Origin of the sequence: Enterococcus sp. DIV1224 (genome assembly GCF_050555455.1) — a bacterium.
In the GTDB taxonomy this organism is placed as follows: Bacteria; Bacillota; Bacilli; order Lactobacillales; family Enterococcaceae; genus Enterococcus_B; species Enterococcus_B lactis.
The window spans coordinates 1,198,615-1,212,826 of the sequence record NZ_CP187859.1 but is presented as its reverse complement, the minus strand read 5'-3'; the positions used below and the strand labels follow the sequence as shown (position 1 = coordinate 1,212,826).

Annotated in this window: 15 protein-coding genes; all 15 read right to left on the bottom strand. The window is 39.6% G+C overall.

Annotation, left to right across the window (positions count from 1 at the left end; translation table 11 throughout):
- Window positions 1-2 precede the first annotated feature (2 nt).
- The 15 genes from IGK53_RS05865 to IGK53_RS05795 all read right to left on the bottom strand — a co-directional run bounded on the left by IGK53_RS05865 (window position 3) and on the right by IGK53_RS05795 (window position 14,043).
- Window positions 3-275, bottom strand: a complete 273-nt coding sequence (locus IGK53_RS05865; protein WP_002306567.1) for a DUF1294 domain-containing protein — start codon at window positions 273-275, stop codon at window positions 3-5.
- A gap of 34 nt (window positions 276-309) precedes the next feature.
- The gene (locus IGK53_RS05860; protein ID WP_002329260.1) at window positions 310-1,218 is read right to left on the bottom strand and encodes a diacylglycerol/lipid kinase family protein; all 909 of its coding nucleotides are present in this window, start codon (window positions 1,216-1,218) and stop codon (window positions 310-312) included.
- Window positions 1,219-1,348: 130 nt separating this feature from the next.
- Window positions 1,349-2,581 (bottom strand): peptidase T, encoded by a 1,233-nt coding sequence (gene pepT / locus IGK53_RS05855; RefSeq protein ID WP_002291957.1) that lies wholly within the window; start codon window positions 2,579-2,581, stop codon window positions 1,349-1,351.
- Between the two features lie 13 nt (window positions 2,582-2,594).
- Window positions 2,595-3,716 (bottom strand): Nif3-like dinuclear metal center hexameric protein, encoded by a 1,122-nt coding sequence (locus IGK53_RS05850; RefSeq protein WP_002306565.1) that lies wholly within the window; start codon window positions 3,714-3,716, stop codon window positions 2,595-2,597.
- A complete protein-coding gene (locus tag IGK53_RS05845) occupies window positions 3,713-4,414 on the bottom strand; it encodes a tRNA (adenine(22)-N(1))-methyltransferase (protein ID WP_002309061.1) in 702 nt (233 codons plus the stop codon). The genes IGK53_RS05850 and IGK53_RS05845 overlap by 4 nt, the downstream gene beginning before the upstream one ends.
- A gap of 142 nt (window positions 4,415-4,556) precedes the next feature.
- A complete protein-coding gene (locus IGK53_RS05840; RefSeq protein ID WP_002291962.1) occupies window positions 4,557-4,997 on the bottom strand; it encodes a hypothetical protein in 441 nt (146 codons plus the stop codon).
- A gap of 128 nt (window positions 4,998-5,125) precedes the next feature.
- Entirely contained in the window at window positions 5,126-6,052 is a 927-nt protein-coding gene (gene dnaI / locus IGK53_RS05835) for a primosomal protein DnaI (protein ID WP_002306563.1), read from the bottom strand.
- The gene (locus IGK53_RS05830) at window positions 6,052-7,425 is read right to left on the bottom strand and encodes a replication initiation and membrane attachment family protein (RefSeq protein ID WP_002291965.1); all 1,374 of its coding nucleotides are present in this window, start codon (window positions 7,423-7,425) and stop codon (window positions 6,052-6,054) included. Before IGK53_RS05830 ends, dnaI begins: the two co-directional genes overlap by 1 nt.
- Before the next feature lie 22 nt (window positions 7,426-7,447).
- Window positions 7,448-7,939: a transcriptional regulator NrdR gene (gene nrdR, locus IGK53_RS05825; protein ID WP_002288327.1), complete on the bottom strand. Its 492-nt coding sequence runs from the start codon at window positions 7,937-7,939 to the stop codon at window positions 7,448-7,450.
- A 313-nt stretch (window positions 7,940-8,252) separates the two neighbouring features.
- Window positions 8,253-8,585, bottom strand: a complete 333-nt coding sequence (locus tag IGK53_RS05820; RefSeq protein WP_002291968.1) for a hypothetical protein — start codon at window positions 8,583-8,585, stop codon at window positions 8,253-8,255.
- A 51-nt stretch (window positions 8,586-8,636) separates the two neighbouring features.
- Window positions 8,637-9,266 (bottom strand): dephospho-CoA kinase, encoded by a 630-nt coding sequence (gene coaE, locus IGK53_RS05815; RefSeq protein WP_002291970.1) that lies wholly within the window; start codon window positions 9,264-9,266, stop codon window positions 8,637-8,639.
- Entirely contained in the window at window positions 9,230-10,066 is an 837-nt protein-coding gene (gene mutM, locus IGK53_RS05810) for a DNA-formamidopyrimidine glycosylase (RefSeq protein ID WP_002291972.1), read from the bottom strand. Before mutM ends, coaE begins: the two co-directional genes overlap by 37 nt.
- A 44-nt stretch (window positions 10,067-10,110) precedes the next feature.
- Window positions 10,111-12,756, bottom strand: coding sequence for a DNA polymerase I (gene polA / locus IGK53_RS05805; protein WP_002329262.1), 2,646 nt, complete (start codon window positions 12,754-12,756; stop codon window positions 10,111-10,113).
- 125 nt (window positions 12,757-12,881) lie between these two features.
- Window positions 12,882-13,565, bottom strand: a complete 684-nt coding sequence (locus tag IGK53_RS05800; RefSeq protein ID WP_002306560.1) for a Bax inhibitor-1/YccA family protein — start codon at window positions 13,563-13,565, stop codon at window positions 12,882-12,884.
- The gene (locus tag IGK53_RS05795; RefSeq protein ID WP_002329263.1) at window positions 13,558-14,043 is read right to left on the bottom strand and encodes a MaoC/PaaZ C-terminal domain-containing protein; all 486 of its coding nucleotides are present in this window, start codon (window positions 14,041-14,043) and stop codon (window positions 13,558-13,560) included. Before IGK53_RS05795 ends, IGK53_RS05800 begins: the two co-directional genes overlap by 8 nt.
- Window positions 14,044-14,212: the final 169 nt, after the last annotated feature.

The window sequence follows — 14,212 nt, the reverse complement described above, 5'->3', positions numbered from 1 at the left end:
CCTTAATGGAAAAAATAAATGAGAATCAAATCAACAAGCACACCCGCAGTGAATCCTACGGTAAACTTTTTTTTCCTTGTTTTATGATGAAAAACTTTCCGAGAAATCAATCCTCCCAAACCACCGCCTAACAGACTGACAAATATCAAGTTATTTTCAGGTACACGCCAGCCGCCATTTCGAGCCTGATGTTTATCATATCCCATCAGACAAAATAAATAAAAATTTACAATGAATAGATAAAACCACAAAGGATTGTGCAACAATACATCCATTATTCTTCTTCCAACTTTCTATTAACTACTATTTCTAAGCTTGTTCTTCTTTTTTTGGTGAATAAACTGCTAATCCTTTTGATACAACAGATAATTCAACTGGAAGATCATCTGTCGTGTCTCCATCTGTCCGAGTGCCAACAGATTTTTCCTTTGCTTTGATTTTCATGCGTTTGGCTGTGAAATAAGTGATGCCAGGTATCGTATAGTATTTTCCTCTCATGATTCTAGGCAAATAAAAAATAAATCGGAAAATATCTAAGGAAGGTACGATCGTTACATGGAATTTTCCATCATCTGGGGTCGCTGAATCGTCGAAATTTGTAAAGCCGCCCACGGAGTTAGACATCGTGACTGTCAATAACTGAGATTTTCCTTTCCAATGCTCCTCGTCTGTTTCTAAATCCAAATGATATTTTTTCTTCTTCAGCAATAACTTAAAGAATTTCTTGATAAAAATCCACGAGCCATAACGCTGTTTTTCTTCTTGACTGATCCAAACTGCTGTATCGGCTAAGATACCGATTGTCAGTGTAGAGATAATGACTGCATCATTGACTTGGCCATAGTCTATTTTTCGGACATTTCTTTCTAGAATCACGTCAGCAGCCTCTTCTTTCTTCAATGGAATCTCAAGGACACGTGCGAGATTATTGACTGTTCCACCTGGAAGTAATCCGATACGATACTGAGATAACGTTTGCTGGAACGCTTGGACGATATGATGGATCGTTCCGTCCCCTCCTATGATCACTAGAGTATCGGCTCCTATAGCTTCTGCTTTCTTGACTAAATCCGCATGGTCAATCGACGGGCCAGTTTCAGCTAAATCTACAAATAATTCTGGTTGCTTTTCTTTTACATAATCTTGAAACCAGCGTGCTAATTTCTCCCCCTCATCTTTCCCTGAACTTTTGTTATAAAAAACTAGCAGCTTTTTCATTCTTTACCTCCTATTTACTCTTCAAAAAAGAGGGCGGGACAATCCATTCCATTGTCCTGCCCTTTAGCCTTAGACAGATGACATTCCATCATCGGACGAACGCCTTGTCATAAGCTGTTCTTTTTCGATTTTAACTCTTTGTGTTCAATTCTGCAATTTTAACAATCACATCTGTTGCTTTTTCCATTACTTGTAAAGAAACAAATTCGAATCGACCGTGCATATTTTCTCCTCCGGCAAATAGATTTGGCGTCGGAATACCCATGTAAGAGATTTTTGAACCATCTGTTCCTCCGCGGACTGGTTCGATCACTGGAGAGATCCCAAGCTCGATCATTGCTTGTTTCGCTAATTCCACGATGCTCATATCTTTTTCGATGATTTCTTTCATGTTGTAATATTGATCATACATATCTACTTTGATTCGTTCTTGATCAAATCGTTGATTCAATTCTTCTTGGATATGTGTGATTTGTGCTTTGCGTGCTTCGAATTTTTCACGATCATGATCGCGAATGATATAACTCATAGAAGCTTCTTCAGGATTCCCATTCAATGCCATCAAATGGAAGAAACCTTCGTATCCTTCTGTTTTTTCTGGAACTTCATCGGCTGGAAGCTGATTATGAAAATCAATGGCCAGCTGTAAAGCATTGATCATCGTATCTTTTGCCGTCCCTGGATGTACATTTTTCCCTTGGATCGTGATATTTGCTTGAGCAGCGCTGAATGTTTCATACTGCAATTCACCTAAAGGACCGCCGTCGACTGTATAAGCAAAATCCACATTGAATTGCTCAACATCGAATTTATCCGCTCCGACACCGATTTCTTCATCAGGTCCAAAAGCTACTTTGATGGTACCATGAGGGATAGAAGGATTATTGATCAAGATCTCCATTGCAGTCATGATTTCCGCAATCCCTGATTTGTCATCTGCTCCCAGTAAAGTACTGCCATCTGTAGTGATCAACGTGTGGCCTTCATAATTTTTCAAATTTGGGAAATCTTTTGTATTCAACGTGTAACGTTCTTCCGCATCTAGTACGATCGTAGACTCTCCATCATAGTTTTCAATGATTTGTGGATTGACTCCTACTGCATTAAAGTCTGCTGTATCCATGTGGGAAATAAATCCAATGGAACGCACTTCATGATCGACATTGCTTGGTAATGTTCCCATAACGAATCCATTGTCTTCATTATAGAAAACATCTGATAAACCTAACTCTTCTAATTCTTTTTTCAATTCTTGTGCAAAAGCAACTTGTGTCTGAGTCGATGGGGTCGTTTTGCTTGTTGCATCGGAGCGTGTTTCTGTTTTGACATACCGTAAAAAACGTGGCAAAAGATTTTCGTACATAGTATTCTCTCCTTTAATTAAATTGAAATGGGTTTGTATTCGTTTCAGAAACGAAAAAGTCAATATCCCAATTTTCTTCTTGTTTCCAAGTCTCAAATTTCTCGATGAACCGTTCCTTACATAACGATTCAATATAATGTCCGGGATCAATTGCAATCAACCCGGCGCTTTGCATATCATGAGCCGTATGATAATAGATGTCTCCGGTGATATAGACGTCTGCTCTTTGAGCGATTGCTTGCGGATAAAATTTTTCGCCGCTTCCACCGCAAATCGCAATACGCTTGATGGATGATTTTGTTTTTTGAGGCTGAACGATTCTCAGTCCTTCTAATTGGAAAACTTTTTTTACTTGTTCCACAAATGTTTCTAAGGGGATTTCTTGCGGTAATTCACCTATTCGACCTAGCCCAAACTTTTCGACTGGTTCATCAATTGCGAAAAGATCGTACGCAGGTTCTTCATAAGGATGAACCGATTGCATGGCATCAATCACTTGTTTTTCGATTGTTTCGGGCAAAATAACCTCGACTTTTGCTTCTTGGACTTGTTCTGCCTTCCCTACTTTCCCAATCGCTGGTTGTGCACCAACATTCGGAGTAAATCGACCGTGTCCAATCGAGGTAAAACTTGTACCGGTATAATCGCCTTGCGTACCAGCACCAGCTGCAGCTAATGCTTCCCGCATTTTCTGTGCATGATCCACAGGTACATAAACCGCCAGTTTTTTATAATGGATTTCATGAGTCTTCACTAAATGACTCTCCACTTCAATACCAAGCAGTTCGCAAAACCAGTCATTCAGTCCGTCCCAAATAATATCCATATTCGTGTGTGCCGCATAAACGGCAATATCATGTTTCAACAGATCTGCATACATTTTTTCTTGCGGCTGATCAGTAGTCAGCCGTTTTACAGGGCGAAAGATTGGGGGATGTTTAGCAATCAGCAGATCGATTTTTTTCTCGATTGCTTCTTCGACCACTTCTGGGCGAACATCTAATGTCATCATTACCCGTTGAATCGGTTTATCTAATGTTCCAATATGCAGTCCGACTGGGTCTCCTTCTTCAGCTAGCCATTGAGGACAATAGCTCTCAAACTTTTGGATGAAGGTACGTCCGCTTATTGTCATATCTCTAAAACCTCCTCAATCATTTGGATTTCCTGTTCGATTTGTTTTTGACGTGCCTCTTGATTAGCTGCTTGTTTGAGCTGTTCACGGATAGCTTTTCTTTGTTGAAGCTCTCTTGTCCATTTTGATTTGAAGATCTCACTTTTCTCTTCGAGCAGAAATGGTCCGAACATCAGCTCCATTTCGTTGTAAGTAACTGGTTTTTGTTCTTTTTCGGCTACAATAATTTCATATATTTTTTTGTTTTCTTCAAGTATTTTTTCTGATTGGATTTTGTATTGATTTTCTTGCAGCCATGATCGTAACGTACGCTCTCCGATATTTGGCTGAAGGATCAAACGTTCTTGTCCACTTAGGCGTTGATGCAACTTGCCAGCTTCTAGGATCTCTCGGATCAGCGAACCTCCCATACCCGCGATCGTGACAGCCGTTATAGCATCTTGCGGTTGGATCGCATCTAGACCATTTGCAAGACGTACAGTGATACGGTCTTCCAATCCATCTTTTTGGACTTGCTTACGTGCTGATTCATAAGGACCTTGAACGACTTCACCTGCAACTGCATATTTGATTTTTCCTTTTAGCATCAATGCAACAGGTAAGTATGCGTGATCTGATCCAATGTCTGCTAAACGAGCAGATTCAGGAACAAATTCACCAACTGCCGCTAAGCGCTGAGATAAATCTAAATGGTTCATAGCTTCACTCCTTCTAGGTAATTATAGCATTTTCCATATAAAATAAGGAGACTAGGAATAAAAAAATTCCCAGATCTCCTTAAAAATTATACCTTTTTGTTCTATAAAACAACATTTTCTTATTTTTGAAAAATGTTGTTAATTATTTGTTCAATGAAATATCAATGATCGAATCTCCAGGCACTTGTGGTGGGATAGACATCGTCATGATCGGCATCTCAACTAATGTAAATTGGACTTTGTCACCGATTTTCAGTTCATCTATGTCCACGCTTATTTTTTCAGCAGTAGCATTCAAAATCACTCCGTCATTGCTGAATGATGTCCCCATATTCGCTGGATCTTCTTTGGCCATGACATCGACGAGTTTCAGTTGAATCGTTTCTTCTTCCGCTTCTACTTGAGTGATGCTTTCAATCGTTCCTACAAATATGCTTTGTCCCTCCGTTTTCGTACTGCTTGTTTTTATTGTTTGACCCGCATCAATCGAATCAAGAGAACCTGTGTTGCTGTCTGCACTACCGCATCCTGCTAAAATAAAAAATAGACCAACTACATATATACTAGAAAAAATAGCCCTCATAAAAAATCCTCCGTTTAAGTTTTTGCATTACTTGTTGCGGTGATTGTCTCCGGTCATTTCTGTCCATGTAAAGATTCGCTGACCTGCTTTTACTCCTTGGTCAAATATCAGTTGGACTTATCAACTGTTCAACCATTGCGGCGGTTGCGACCAGTCATTTCGATTTCTTTTGTCAAATAACGTATGCGTTCCATTATGCGTTTTGCTTTCAGCGGCTCTTCATCTCCACGTTGAGTGACGGACAAATGCTGTTCCAATTCATCCATTGTGAAATTTGATGAGAAGAAGGTCGGTAGCTGTTCCTGCATCCGATATTGAAGGATGACGCCAAATACTTCATCCCGTATCCAACTGCTCATCGCGTCTGCACCAATATCGTCAATCATTAAAATGGGGGAACGCTTCACTGCATCTAGCTTTTCTGCCACTTGATCTTTTCCGATTGCCTGTTTCATCTCAACGGCAAACGTCGGAAAGTGGACTAATGTCGTGGTGAATCCAGCAATCGCTAGTTCTCTCGCTGTTGCTCCTAATAAGTATGTTTTTCCAATACCAAAACTCCCCACCAAATAAAGACCTTTATGATACCCTTTTGGATCTGCAGTATATTTCTCTACGAAATCTAGGGCTTCCAAGCTTGCATATCCTCGTCCATCTGTACGCTCAAAGTTTTCAAAAGATGCTGATTGAATATCTTTTGGCATATCCATTGCTTTTACTCGGCTTCTAATTTCTTCTTGTCTTTGCCGAGCTAACAATGCTTCTGTTGGTACATAAGTGACATCCACATAATGAAAATTCAACGTCAACTTCGGCTCGTATCCTGGAGCGATCATCGTTGGATCGTTTTTTTGATATTTACGCTTTTCTTGCACGAACTCATACAATTTGGCGTAGCTTTTTTCAATATCCGCTTGTGTCAGTTCTTCTTGGTGTGCACTTAGAAAAGCTTGAACATCCGTATCATTTAGGACGTCAGCAATCATTTCAGCATATTTTTCTTGATAATTACGTTTGCTGATGATCCTCTTCAATTCTTTGCCTACGTCTTCCATTAGATGTCACCCTCCTTTTTCGCCAGGTATTCTTTAAAACGGCGGTCAATCTCTGCTTTTTTCTCACTACTGATCTGTTTTTCATCTTTTGGCTGGTTGACCCAATCAGGAAGCTTTTCCCGCCGAACATTTCGCTTGCCGTTTGGATAATTTGTTTGCTTTTTTTGTTTTGATTGTTTTGCTTGATTGCTTATTTGCCGAATATGCTGAATCGCTTCTTCTGCTGTGGCGATTTTCTTTTGTGCCCATTCATTTGCCACTGTATTCACATAACTAGCATTTAAGCTAGCATTATTTTTGATCACCAATACATAATTCAGCAAAACATTGATCACACTGCTGGAAAGACCTGATTGAGAAACAAGGTCTTGCAGTAACCAAGTTTCTTGTTTAGAAACATATCCGCCTTTTTCTGACTTGATTGCTTCCAGATATTTCATCGGCGGAATGCTCTGTGCTTCTTTTATCAACTGAAGCGCTGCATTTGTCAAATGTTCGTTCGTCGGAGATTCATTGCTGTTTTCAGCAACAGCTACTGTTTCCTTTATTTGCTTCACTGGTCGTCTCTGCATTGCCAAAACAGCTTTTTGCAGCTCCTTCATGGATACTTTTTGTTCACTAAAATCATAAGATTGACTGATGAGTTCACCAAGAGTTAGTTCATCGAATCCATAAAGCTGATGATACATGTCGACTTGTTTGATGATTGAATCATCAAGAACAGTCATATGTTTTTTTGCCAGCCAATCATTCAAAAATTGCCAATCGAATGTCGAATCTGTTTCAAGTAATGCTACTGGCTCAGATTCTTCAAAAGATTTATTCAGTGATTCGATGTTTTCTTGATTAGCAGCGTATACTGCTTCATTGAAGCGATAAACATCTAAAAATTTTTTTGTGATTTTTTGATATCCCTCTGTTGTATGCCTTTTAGGTTCAAACAACTGGGTAAGCTTCTGGAATCGTCGTTCACCAACTTTTTCCAAAAGAAGAAATGCCAGAACAGAATCTTTGAAAAATGCTTTAGGAATGAGTGGCTCTAACAACTCATAAATAAAACGAGGCCCCAGATCGCTATCTTCTTTAAAATAAACATCCAGTAAGCCGATTCCTTCCAGCTTTTTTCTTGCATCATAAAATTGAGGGATCCCGCAGCCTAGACTACTGAGTAAATCTGCATGCATCCCTTCAGGACCTTCACCAGATTCTTGCGAGATCTCTGATAACAGAGTGAAATAGATACTCAAGGCTTCTCCGCCGATCAGTGGCTGATAAAGATACAGCAACGCGTTCTTGCTGTCTTCCCTCAGCGGAGCTTCTTTTCTTCCTTGGTAAATATTTTTTGGTTGAAGCTCTTTCCAAGCATTTTCCAAGGAAATGCCTCCTTTTTGTTTCTTAATTGTTTTCTTTATTATTCTCTTTATTATTTTCTTTTGCTTTATCCACGATATCTTGCAGCTCTTTTAAGAAAACAGACATATCTTTGAACTGGCGATAAACACTGGCAAAACGGATATACGCGATTTCATCTAAATCGACTAAATCCTCCATCACATATTCACCAATCAGATTCGTTGATACTTCGTTTTCCCCAAGACTGCGTACGCGGTTTTCGACATGGTTGACGATTTGTTCCATTTGCTCCATAGCTACAGGTCTTTTTTCTGCTGAGCGGATGAGTCCTCTTAAAATTTTATCGCGATTGAATTCTTCGCGTTCCCCGTTTTTCTTGATGACTAATAACGGAGCAGCTTCAATTCGTTCAAAAGTAGTGAATCGGAACGAACAATTCTCACATTCGCGACGGCGACGGATCGCACGTCCATCATCTGCTTGACGGCTGTCGATTACTCGTGAATTATTATGTTGACATCTGGGACATCTCATTTTGTCTCACCTCTTGCATCGCATTTTTATATAAAGGATGTGTCTTTCTTTACAACTAGTTGTATTATAACACGAAACAAATCACAAACGCGACTGTCCTACCCAAAAAAACACGGATATAAGAACAATTTTTTCTATTTTCATGCGTAATTATGTCACCTGTCCTAATTCAATTTTAATTTTCCAGTACTGACGACCTTGATTGCTGAGAAATGACTCGCCCAAAAGCTGATTTAGTCGGCTAGCACAAAAAACTTGAAGCAGATGAACATCTTATCATCTGCTTCAAGTCACATCTCTATTTCTTATTGTTTTATAACTTCTCTTCGATTCCTGTATAGTGTTTCATTCGTTGTTCCTCGATTTTTTGTTCATCAGGAATGTGTTCACTTTCTGGGAGCGGTGTCTTACTACGATCAGGTACCGGATTTTTTCGTTCTTGAGTCAAATCTTGCTGTTTCGCTTCTTTTTCTGCCTGCTGGTCTTCTATTTCATCGATTCTTGCTTGGTACTGCTTTTCTTTCTCTTCTGCTGTTTCTGATTGCGTACGACCTTCATCGATTAGATTTTCTTTATTGAGTATTTCGCCGATTTTTTCTTTTGCGTTACCTACGACTTTATCTTTTTGGTTTTTAAATGATCCCATCGCTATCCCTCGCTTTCTATATACTCAGGATAGCAAACTTGACACAGATACTCAAAGAAAGCGATTAGCTGAAAGCCAATTTTCGATTTGTTCCACAAGTTCCTCTTTTGTTCCGTTGTTGTCAAACAAAATATCCGCACGCTGCTTTTTTTCTTCGATTGGAAGTTGACTGCTAATTCTCTGCTGTGCTTGTTCTAGTGTTAGTTGATTACGTTTCATCAAGCGTCTGAGTTGAATATCTGGCGTGGTATAAACGACAGCTACTGCATCCATATAGTGGTCATAATGACCTTCATAGAGCAATGGGATATCTACAATTACTAAAGGATGATGGGAACTTAGATAGGCGATTTGATCTTTTATCGCTTTTCGGATAAACGGATCTAATAGCTGATCAAGTTTTTGTCGTTTCTCCTTTGATGGAAAAACAATCATCCCAAGTTTCCCTCGATCTAGCTGACCATCAGACTGCAATATCTCTTGGCCAAACACGGACACAACCTTCCTCAGAGCAAGCGTTCCAGGCTCAACAGTTTCTCTAGCAATCACGTCACCATCGATCAAAGGAAATCCATGAGACTGAAAGACTTTGGCTGCCGTACTTTTGCCAGTAGCTATTCCGCCCGTCAAACCTAAAACAAAGCCTACTTTTCGATTTTCAGCCTTTGACAATTCGGACAATAGTGAGTCCCCCTTTGTGCCACTTTTATTTTCACGATCGGTGTCCCACAACGTATACATGGTTTGCCAGTTTGCTGATAGACATGCAGTGCGACTTGGAATCCGCCTGATTCTCCTAATGCATTCAAATAGCTGCGAATCGTGGTACCTCCGGCTTCTATTGCACGATTCAAAACATCAATGATCGATAGACGTAATTGTTCTATCTCTTTTGGACGTAATGTATTCGCCGGTTGTTCTGGATGAATCTTCGCTTCCCATAATGCTTCGTCTACATAAATATTACCTAGTCCCGTTACTAGACGTTGATCTAGCAGTAAAGGCTTGATTGCTTTGTGCGATTTTTTCAGTCCAGCTGCAAAATCTGCTAATAAAAAGCTGTCAGGCAATGGCTCAGGTCCTAATTTCATGATTCCTCGGTAAGTTGCACTTGCTCCTTTTTCGACAATTGTCATACGACCAAATTTTCGTACATCGTTGTAGCGAAGTTGGCTCCCGTCCTCAAAAAAGAAAAGTACATGCGTATGTTTATCGATTGGTGTATTTTCTTTCGTGAATTGATATTTTCCTTCCATTCGCAAGTGTGAGATCAGTTCATAATGATCGAGATGAAAAATCAAAAACTTCCCTCTACGTCCAATGGATTGGATGGTTTCGCCAACAAGAGAAGCCTCAAAGATGGGCGTCTCTGGTTGCTCAATGATCTTGGGCCACAAGACCTGCACTTTCTGAATCGTTTTTCCTACTACTAACCGTTCCAATCCTTTACGAACGGTTTCTACTTCTGGTAATTCTGGCATTTTTTCTTTTCACCTTCATTATATTGCTCTGTCTTAAACAATGTTTATTTTGCTTCGTACCACGTTTTTCCCCAACTGCTGTCAGTGATCAGTGGTACATGGAGAGAAACAGCTTGTTCCATAACTTCCTTCACCAATTTATCTAATGATTCAAGTTCTTTTTCAGGTACCTCGAAGACAAGTTCATCATGAACTTGTAACAGCATCGTAGCTTGAAGACCTGTTTCTTTTAATCGTTTATCCAACTCAATCATCGCGATTTTCAAAATATCAGCAGCACTTCCTTGAATTGGTGTATTGATAGCTGTTCGTTCCGCAAAAGAACGGATATTGTAATTTCTTGAATTGATGTCTGGCAAATATCGTCGGCGGTGATACAGCGTTTCGACGTAGCCTTGATCTTTTGCTTCGCGTACGATTCTTTCCATATATTCTTTGACACCTGGGTATTTTTCAAAGTACGTATCGATGTATTGCTGTGCTGCTTTTCGGCTGATGCCTAAATTTTGTGAAAGTCCGTAATCAGAGATGCCATACACGATACCAAAATTCACTGCTTTTGCCTGCCGACGCATATTTGGTGTGACATCCTCTGCCTTTTCGATTCCAAATACGCGCATCGCTGTGCTGGCATGGATATCTTGACCTTCTAGGAAGGCAGCTTTCAAATGTTCATCATTTGAGATATGCGCAAGTACGCGTAACTCGATTTGTGAATAGTCAGAAGAATAAATCAACCAGTCTTTTTCTCTCGGAACAAATGCCTGACGTATCTTTCTCCCTTCATCTAATCGAATCGGGATGTTCTGCAAATTAGGATCAACAGAGCTTAATCGTCCTGTTTGGGTCAATGTCTGGACATAACGGGTATGCACTTTTCCATCTGATTGGATCACTTTCAGCAGTCCCTCGACATAGGTAGATTGAATTTTTGCGATTTGACGATAGGTTAGGATATCCTCTACGATTGGTGCTTGTTCACGAAGCTGTTCCAGTACATCTACGGCTGTGGAGTACCCAGTTTTTGTTTTTTTGATAACGGGTAATCCCATTTTTTCAAATAAGATCACTCCTAATTGCTTTGGTGAATTCAAATTGAATTCTTCGCCGGCTTCTTCGTAGATTTTTTGTTCGATCTCTCTTAAGCGAGCAGAAAACTCGCCCTTCATTTCTTGTAAGCGAGTCGCATCTACTTTGATCCCGCTTATTTCCATCTCTGCCAAAATGATAGACAATGGCAGTTCCATTTTCCGGAAAAGATCTTCTTGGTTTTTATCTGCCAGTTCTTGGCTCAATTTTGGTGTTAACGCATTGATTGCAGCTACTTTTCGCGCTAAATGAGCAAAAAAGAGTTCTTCTTCTTCTGGTAAACCTTTTTTCGCCCCTTTGCCGTATACAGTTTCATCTGACTGGATATCGTTGTATCCGTAATGTGCAGCTATTCCTTCGATATCTGTGCTTTTTTCATTCGTATCGAGAAGGTATGCACCTAGCAAGACATCAAAATCGATTCCTTTCGTTTTTCCAGTATAGCGATTTAAAGCAACATAAGTTCGTTTCGCATCATATACTTTTTTCAATCGGGTCGGATCAGTGATCCAAGAATGGAACGCTTGGTTTTCGAATACAGACAGATCATTCGTGACATAGATTTTCTTTTCTGTCCCCCACGCTACTCCTACGATTTCCTCTGTATGGTAATTGTCGCCCATCATTTCCACGTACAGTGCCATATCCGTAGTAAACATTTCCTCTTTAAATTCATGCACGACTTCAAATAAAATATCATCCATTTTTACTTCTTCTTCAACGATATTCAGTTTAGAAAGGAACTGATTGAAATCCATTTCTTTATAAAATGGAACGAGTTTATCGAGATTTTTCCCTTCATACTTCAATGAGTCGATAGAGACCTCCACAGGGGCTGAAGTATTGATGGTCGCCAATTTCTTCGATAAGAAAGCTTGCTCTTTGTCATTTATCAGATTTTCTTTCATTTTGCTTTGCTTCATTTCATCAATATGCTCATAGATTCCTTCGACTGAGCCATATTGTTTCAATAGCTTGATAGCTGTTTTTTCACCGATTTTAGTCACACCTGGGATATTGTCAGAGGCATCTCCGGCTAGTCCCTTCATGTCAATAATCTGTTTTGGTGTCAATCCATCATATTTTTCCGCCACATGTTCTGGCGTATAACTTTCGATATCGCTGACACCTTTTACAGTGATATCCACTTTTACTTCTTTACTAGCTAATTGAGTCAAATCCCGATCACCGGAAAGTACGACGACATCAAATTGATCTTTGTCTACTTTTTCTGCCAAAGTACCGATAATATCATCCGCTTCATAATTGGGCAATTCGTAATACTGTACACCTAATCCCGTCAACAAATCACGGATATAGGGCATTTGTTCTTTGAATTCGCCTGGTGTTTTAGATCTTCCGCCTTTGTACTCCGCATACATTTCTGTCCGAAAGGTCGTTTTTCCTGCATCGAACGCAACCAGAACATGCGTCGGTTGCTCTTTTTGCATAACATTTTCAAACATCGTATTGAATGCATAGATTGCATTTGTATGAAGACCGTTTCTGTTTTTGAAACGTTCAAGGGAATTGTGCAGCGCAAAGAATGCGCGAAAAGCCACACTGTTCCCATCAACGAGTAATAATTTATTTTTTGTCATCTTCTTAACTCCTTACTGTAAAGTTCTTATTCATTCTAACAAAGAATCATGCGGAATGCGAAAAGAAAAAGCGGGACCATACCAAATATTTTGGTATAGCCCCAACTGATCAATTTTTTCCTTTTTTAGTTGTTCCGTCCAAAGATTCTTAAAAACGCTAAGAACAAGTTGATAAAGTCCAAATACAGCTTCAATGCCATAAATACAGCAATGCCACTATGTGCTGTTCCATTTGTCTGGACATAGATATTACGAATGCTTTGGTTATCATAAGCTGTGATCCCTGCAAAGATGACGACTAAAAGCAGTGAGATGAACAGCTCAACTGCGCTACTTCTCAAAATGAAGATGTTCAAGACTAGTGCAATGATCACTCCGATCAAAGCAGCCTGTCCTGCTCTTCCAACCCCGCTAAGATCTCGTTTTGTTGTCACTCCGACGACAGACATCCCCATGAACATCAAGGTAGCTGTCAAGAAAGCTTGCGTTACTGTTCCAATATCGTAGAATGCAAGAGTAACTGCTAATGTTACGCCATTCAAAAGAGAGTAGGCAATAAATCCACCGATCGCTAAGCTCGGATTCTTTTGTGCTTTTACGCCTAGAACCATTACTAAAATCAGTTCAACGATCCACAGACCCATAAAGCCTAATGGAAAGTTATTGATAAAAGTTGCTAGTTGCAAAGGAAATACCCAAAGAGCCAAGTAAGAAGTGACTGCACTAAGGGCAAGTCCCATACCTAAAAAACCATAAACTTTTGCATAAAAACGATTGATACCTGACATTGATGTACTTGGATTATTCATTTAATTCACCTTCACTTTCGATTGCTATTTCCAATTCAGGAACTTGTGGCGGTTGGACCATAACAACAGCATCCAACACACGATCTTCGTTCGTGTTTTCCGCTTCTACAGAAATCGTCACCACATCCTTCATCTTATCTACTTTTATGACGTCAAACTGAAAAGTCAGTGTTTCATAATGGAAAACCGGTTCAATAAAATTGACAGAAAAATTGACAACATGTGATCCTGGTCCAGGAAGATGCTTTGAAATTGCACTTGTGATGATCCCCATCAGCATCACTGATGGAACGATTGGCTGATGATATTCTGTTTTTTGTGCAAAGTCATGTTGGATATACAAAGGATTTGCATCATTCGTCAATCCCAAATACAGCAAAAGCTGGTTATCTTCAATAGATTCTGTTAAGGATAACGAGTCGCCTTCCTCGATTTCATTTATTGTTTTTCCTAGTTTTCTCGGCTTACCTATGTTCAAGATAGAAACCCTCCAGTTTATTTTTAATCATACATTATTGTACCAAAAGCAGCGCAAAAGGCAAGTTCTGCTCCATTGATTTAACAGATTCCTATAGTTTAAAAGGTCGTGAAAAAGCTGTCCTGCATCAAGTAATAAGAACAGTCAAGAAAAAACAGCTTCTCATGTT

Bases quoted from the DNA above. Each gene is read 5' to 3' on its own strand.
- IGK53_RS05865 (WP_002306567.1), bottom strand. From the start codon at position 275: ATGGATGTATTGTTGCACAATCCTTTGTGGTTTTATCTATTCATTGTA.
- IGK53_RS05860 (WP_002329260.1), bottom strand. From the start codon at position 1,218: ATGAAAAAGCTGCTAGTTTTTTATAACAAAAGTTCAGGGAAAGATGAG.
- pepT (WP_002291957.1), bottom strand. From the start codon at position 2,581: ATGTACGAAAATCTTTTGCCACGTTTTTTACGGTATGTCAAAACAGAA.
- IGK53_RS05850 (WP_002306565.1), bottom strand. From the start codon at position 3,716: ATGACAATAAGCGGACGTACCTTCATCCAAAAGTTTGAGAGCTATTGT.
- IGK53_RS05845 (WP_002309061.1), bottom strand. From the start codon at position 4,414: ATGAACCATTTAGATTTATCTCAGCGCTTAGCGGCAGTTGGTGAATTT.
- IGK53_RS05840 (WP_002291962.1), bottom strand. From the start codon at position 4,997: ATGAGGGCTATTTTTTCTAGTATATATGTAGTTGGTCTATTTTTTATT.
- dnaI (WP_002306563.1), bottom strand. From the start codon at position 6,052: ATGGAAGACGTAGGCAAAGAATTGAAGAGGATCATCAGCAAACGTAAT.
- nrdR (WP_002288327.1), bottom strand. From the start codon at position 7,939: ATGAGATGTCCCAGATGTCAACATAATAATTCACGAGTAATCGACAGC.
- IGK53_RS05820 (WP_002291968.1), bottom strand. From the start codon at position 8,585: ATGGGATCATTTAAAAACCAAAAAGATAAAGTCGTAGGTAACGCAAAA.
- mutM (WP_002291972.1), bottom strand. From the start codon at position 10,066: ATGCCAGAATTACCAGAAGTAGAAACCGTTCGTAAAGGATTGGAACGG.
- polA (WP_002329262.1), bottom strand. From the start codon at position 12,756: ATGACAAAAAATAAATTATTACTCGTTGATGGGAACAGTGTGGCTTTT.
- IGK53_RS05800 (WP_002306560.1), bottom strand. From the start codon at position 13,565: ATGAATAATCCAAGTACATCAATGTCAGGTATCAATCGTTTTTATGCA.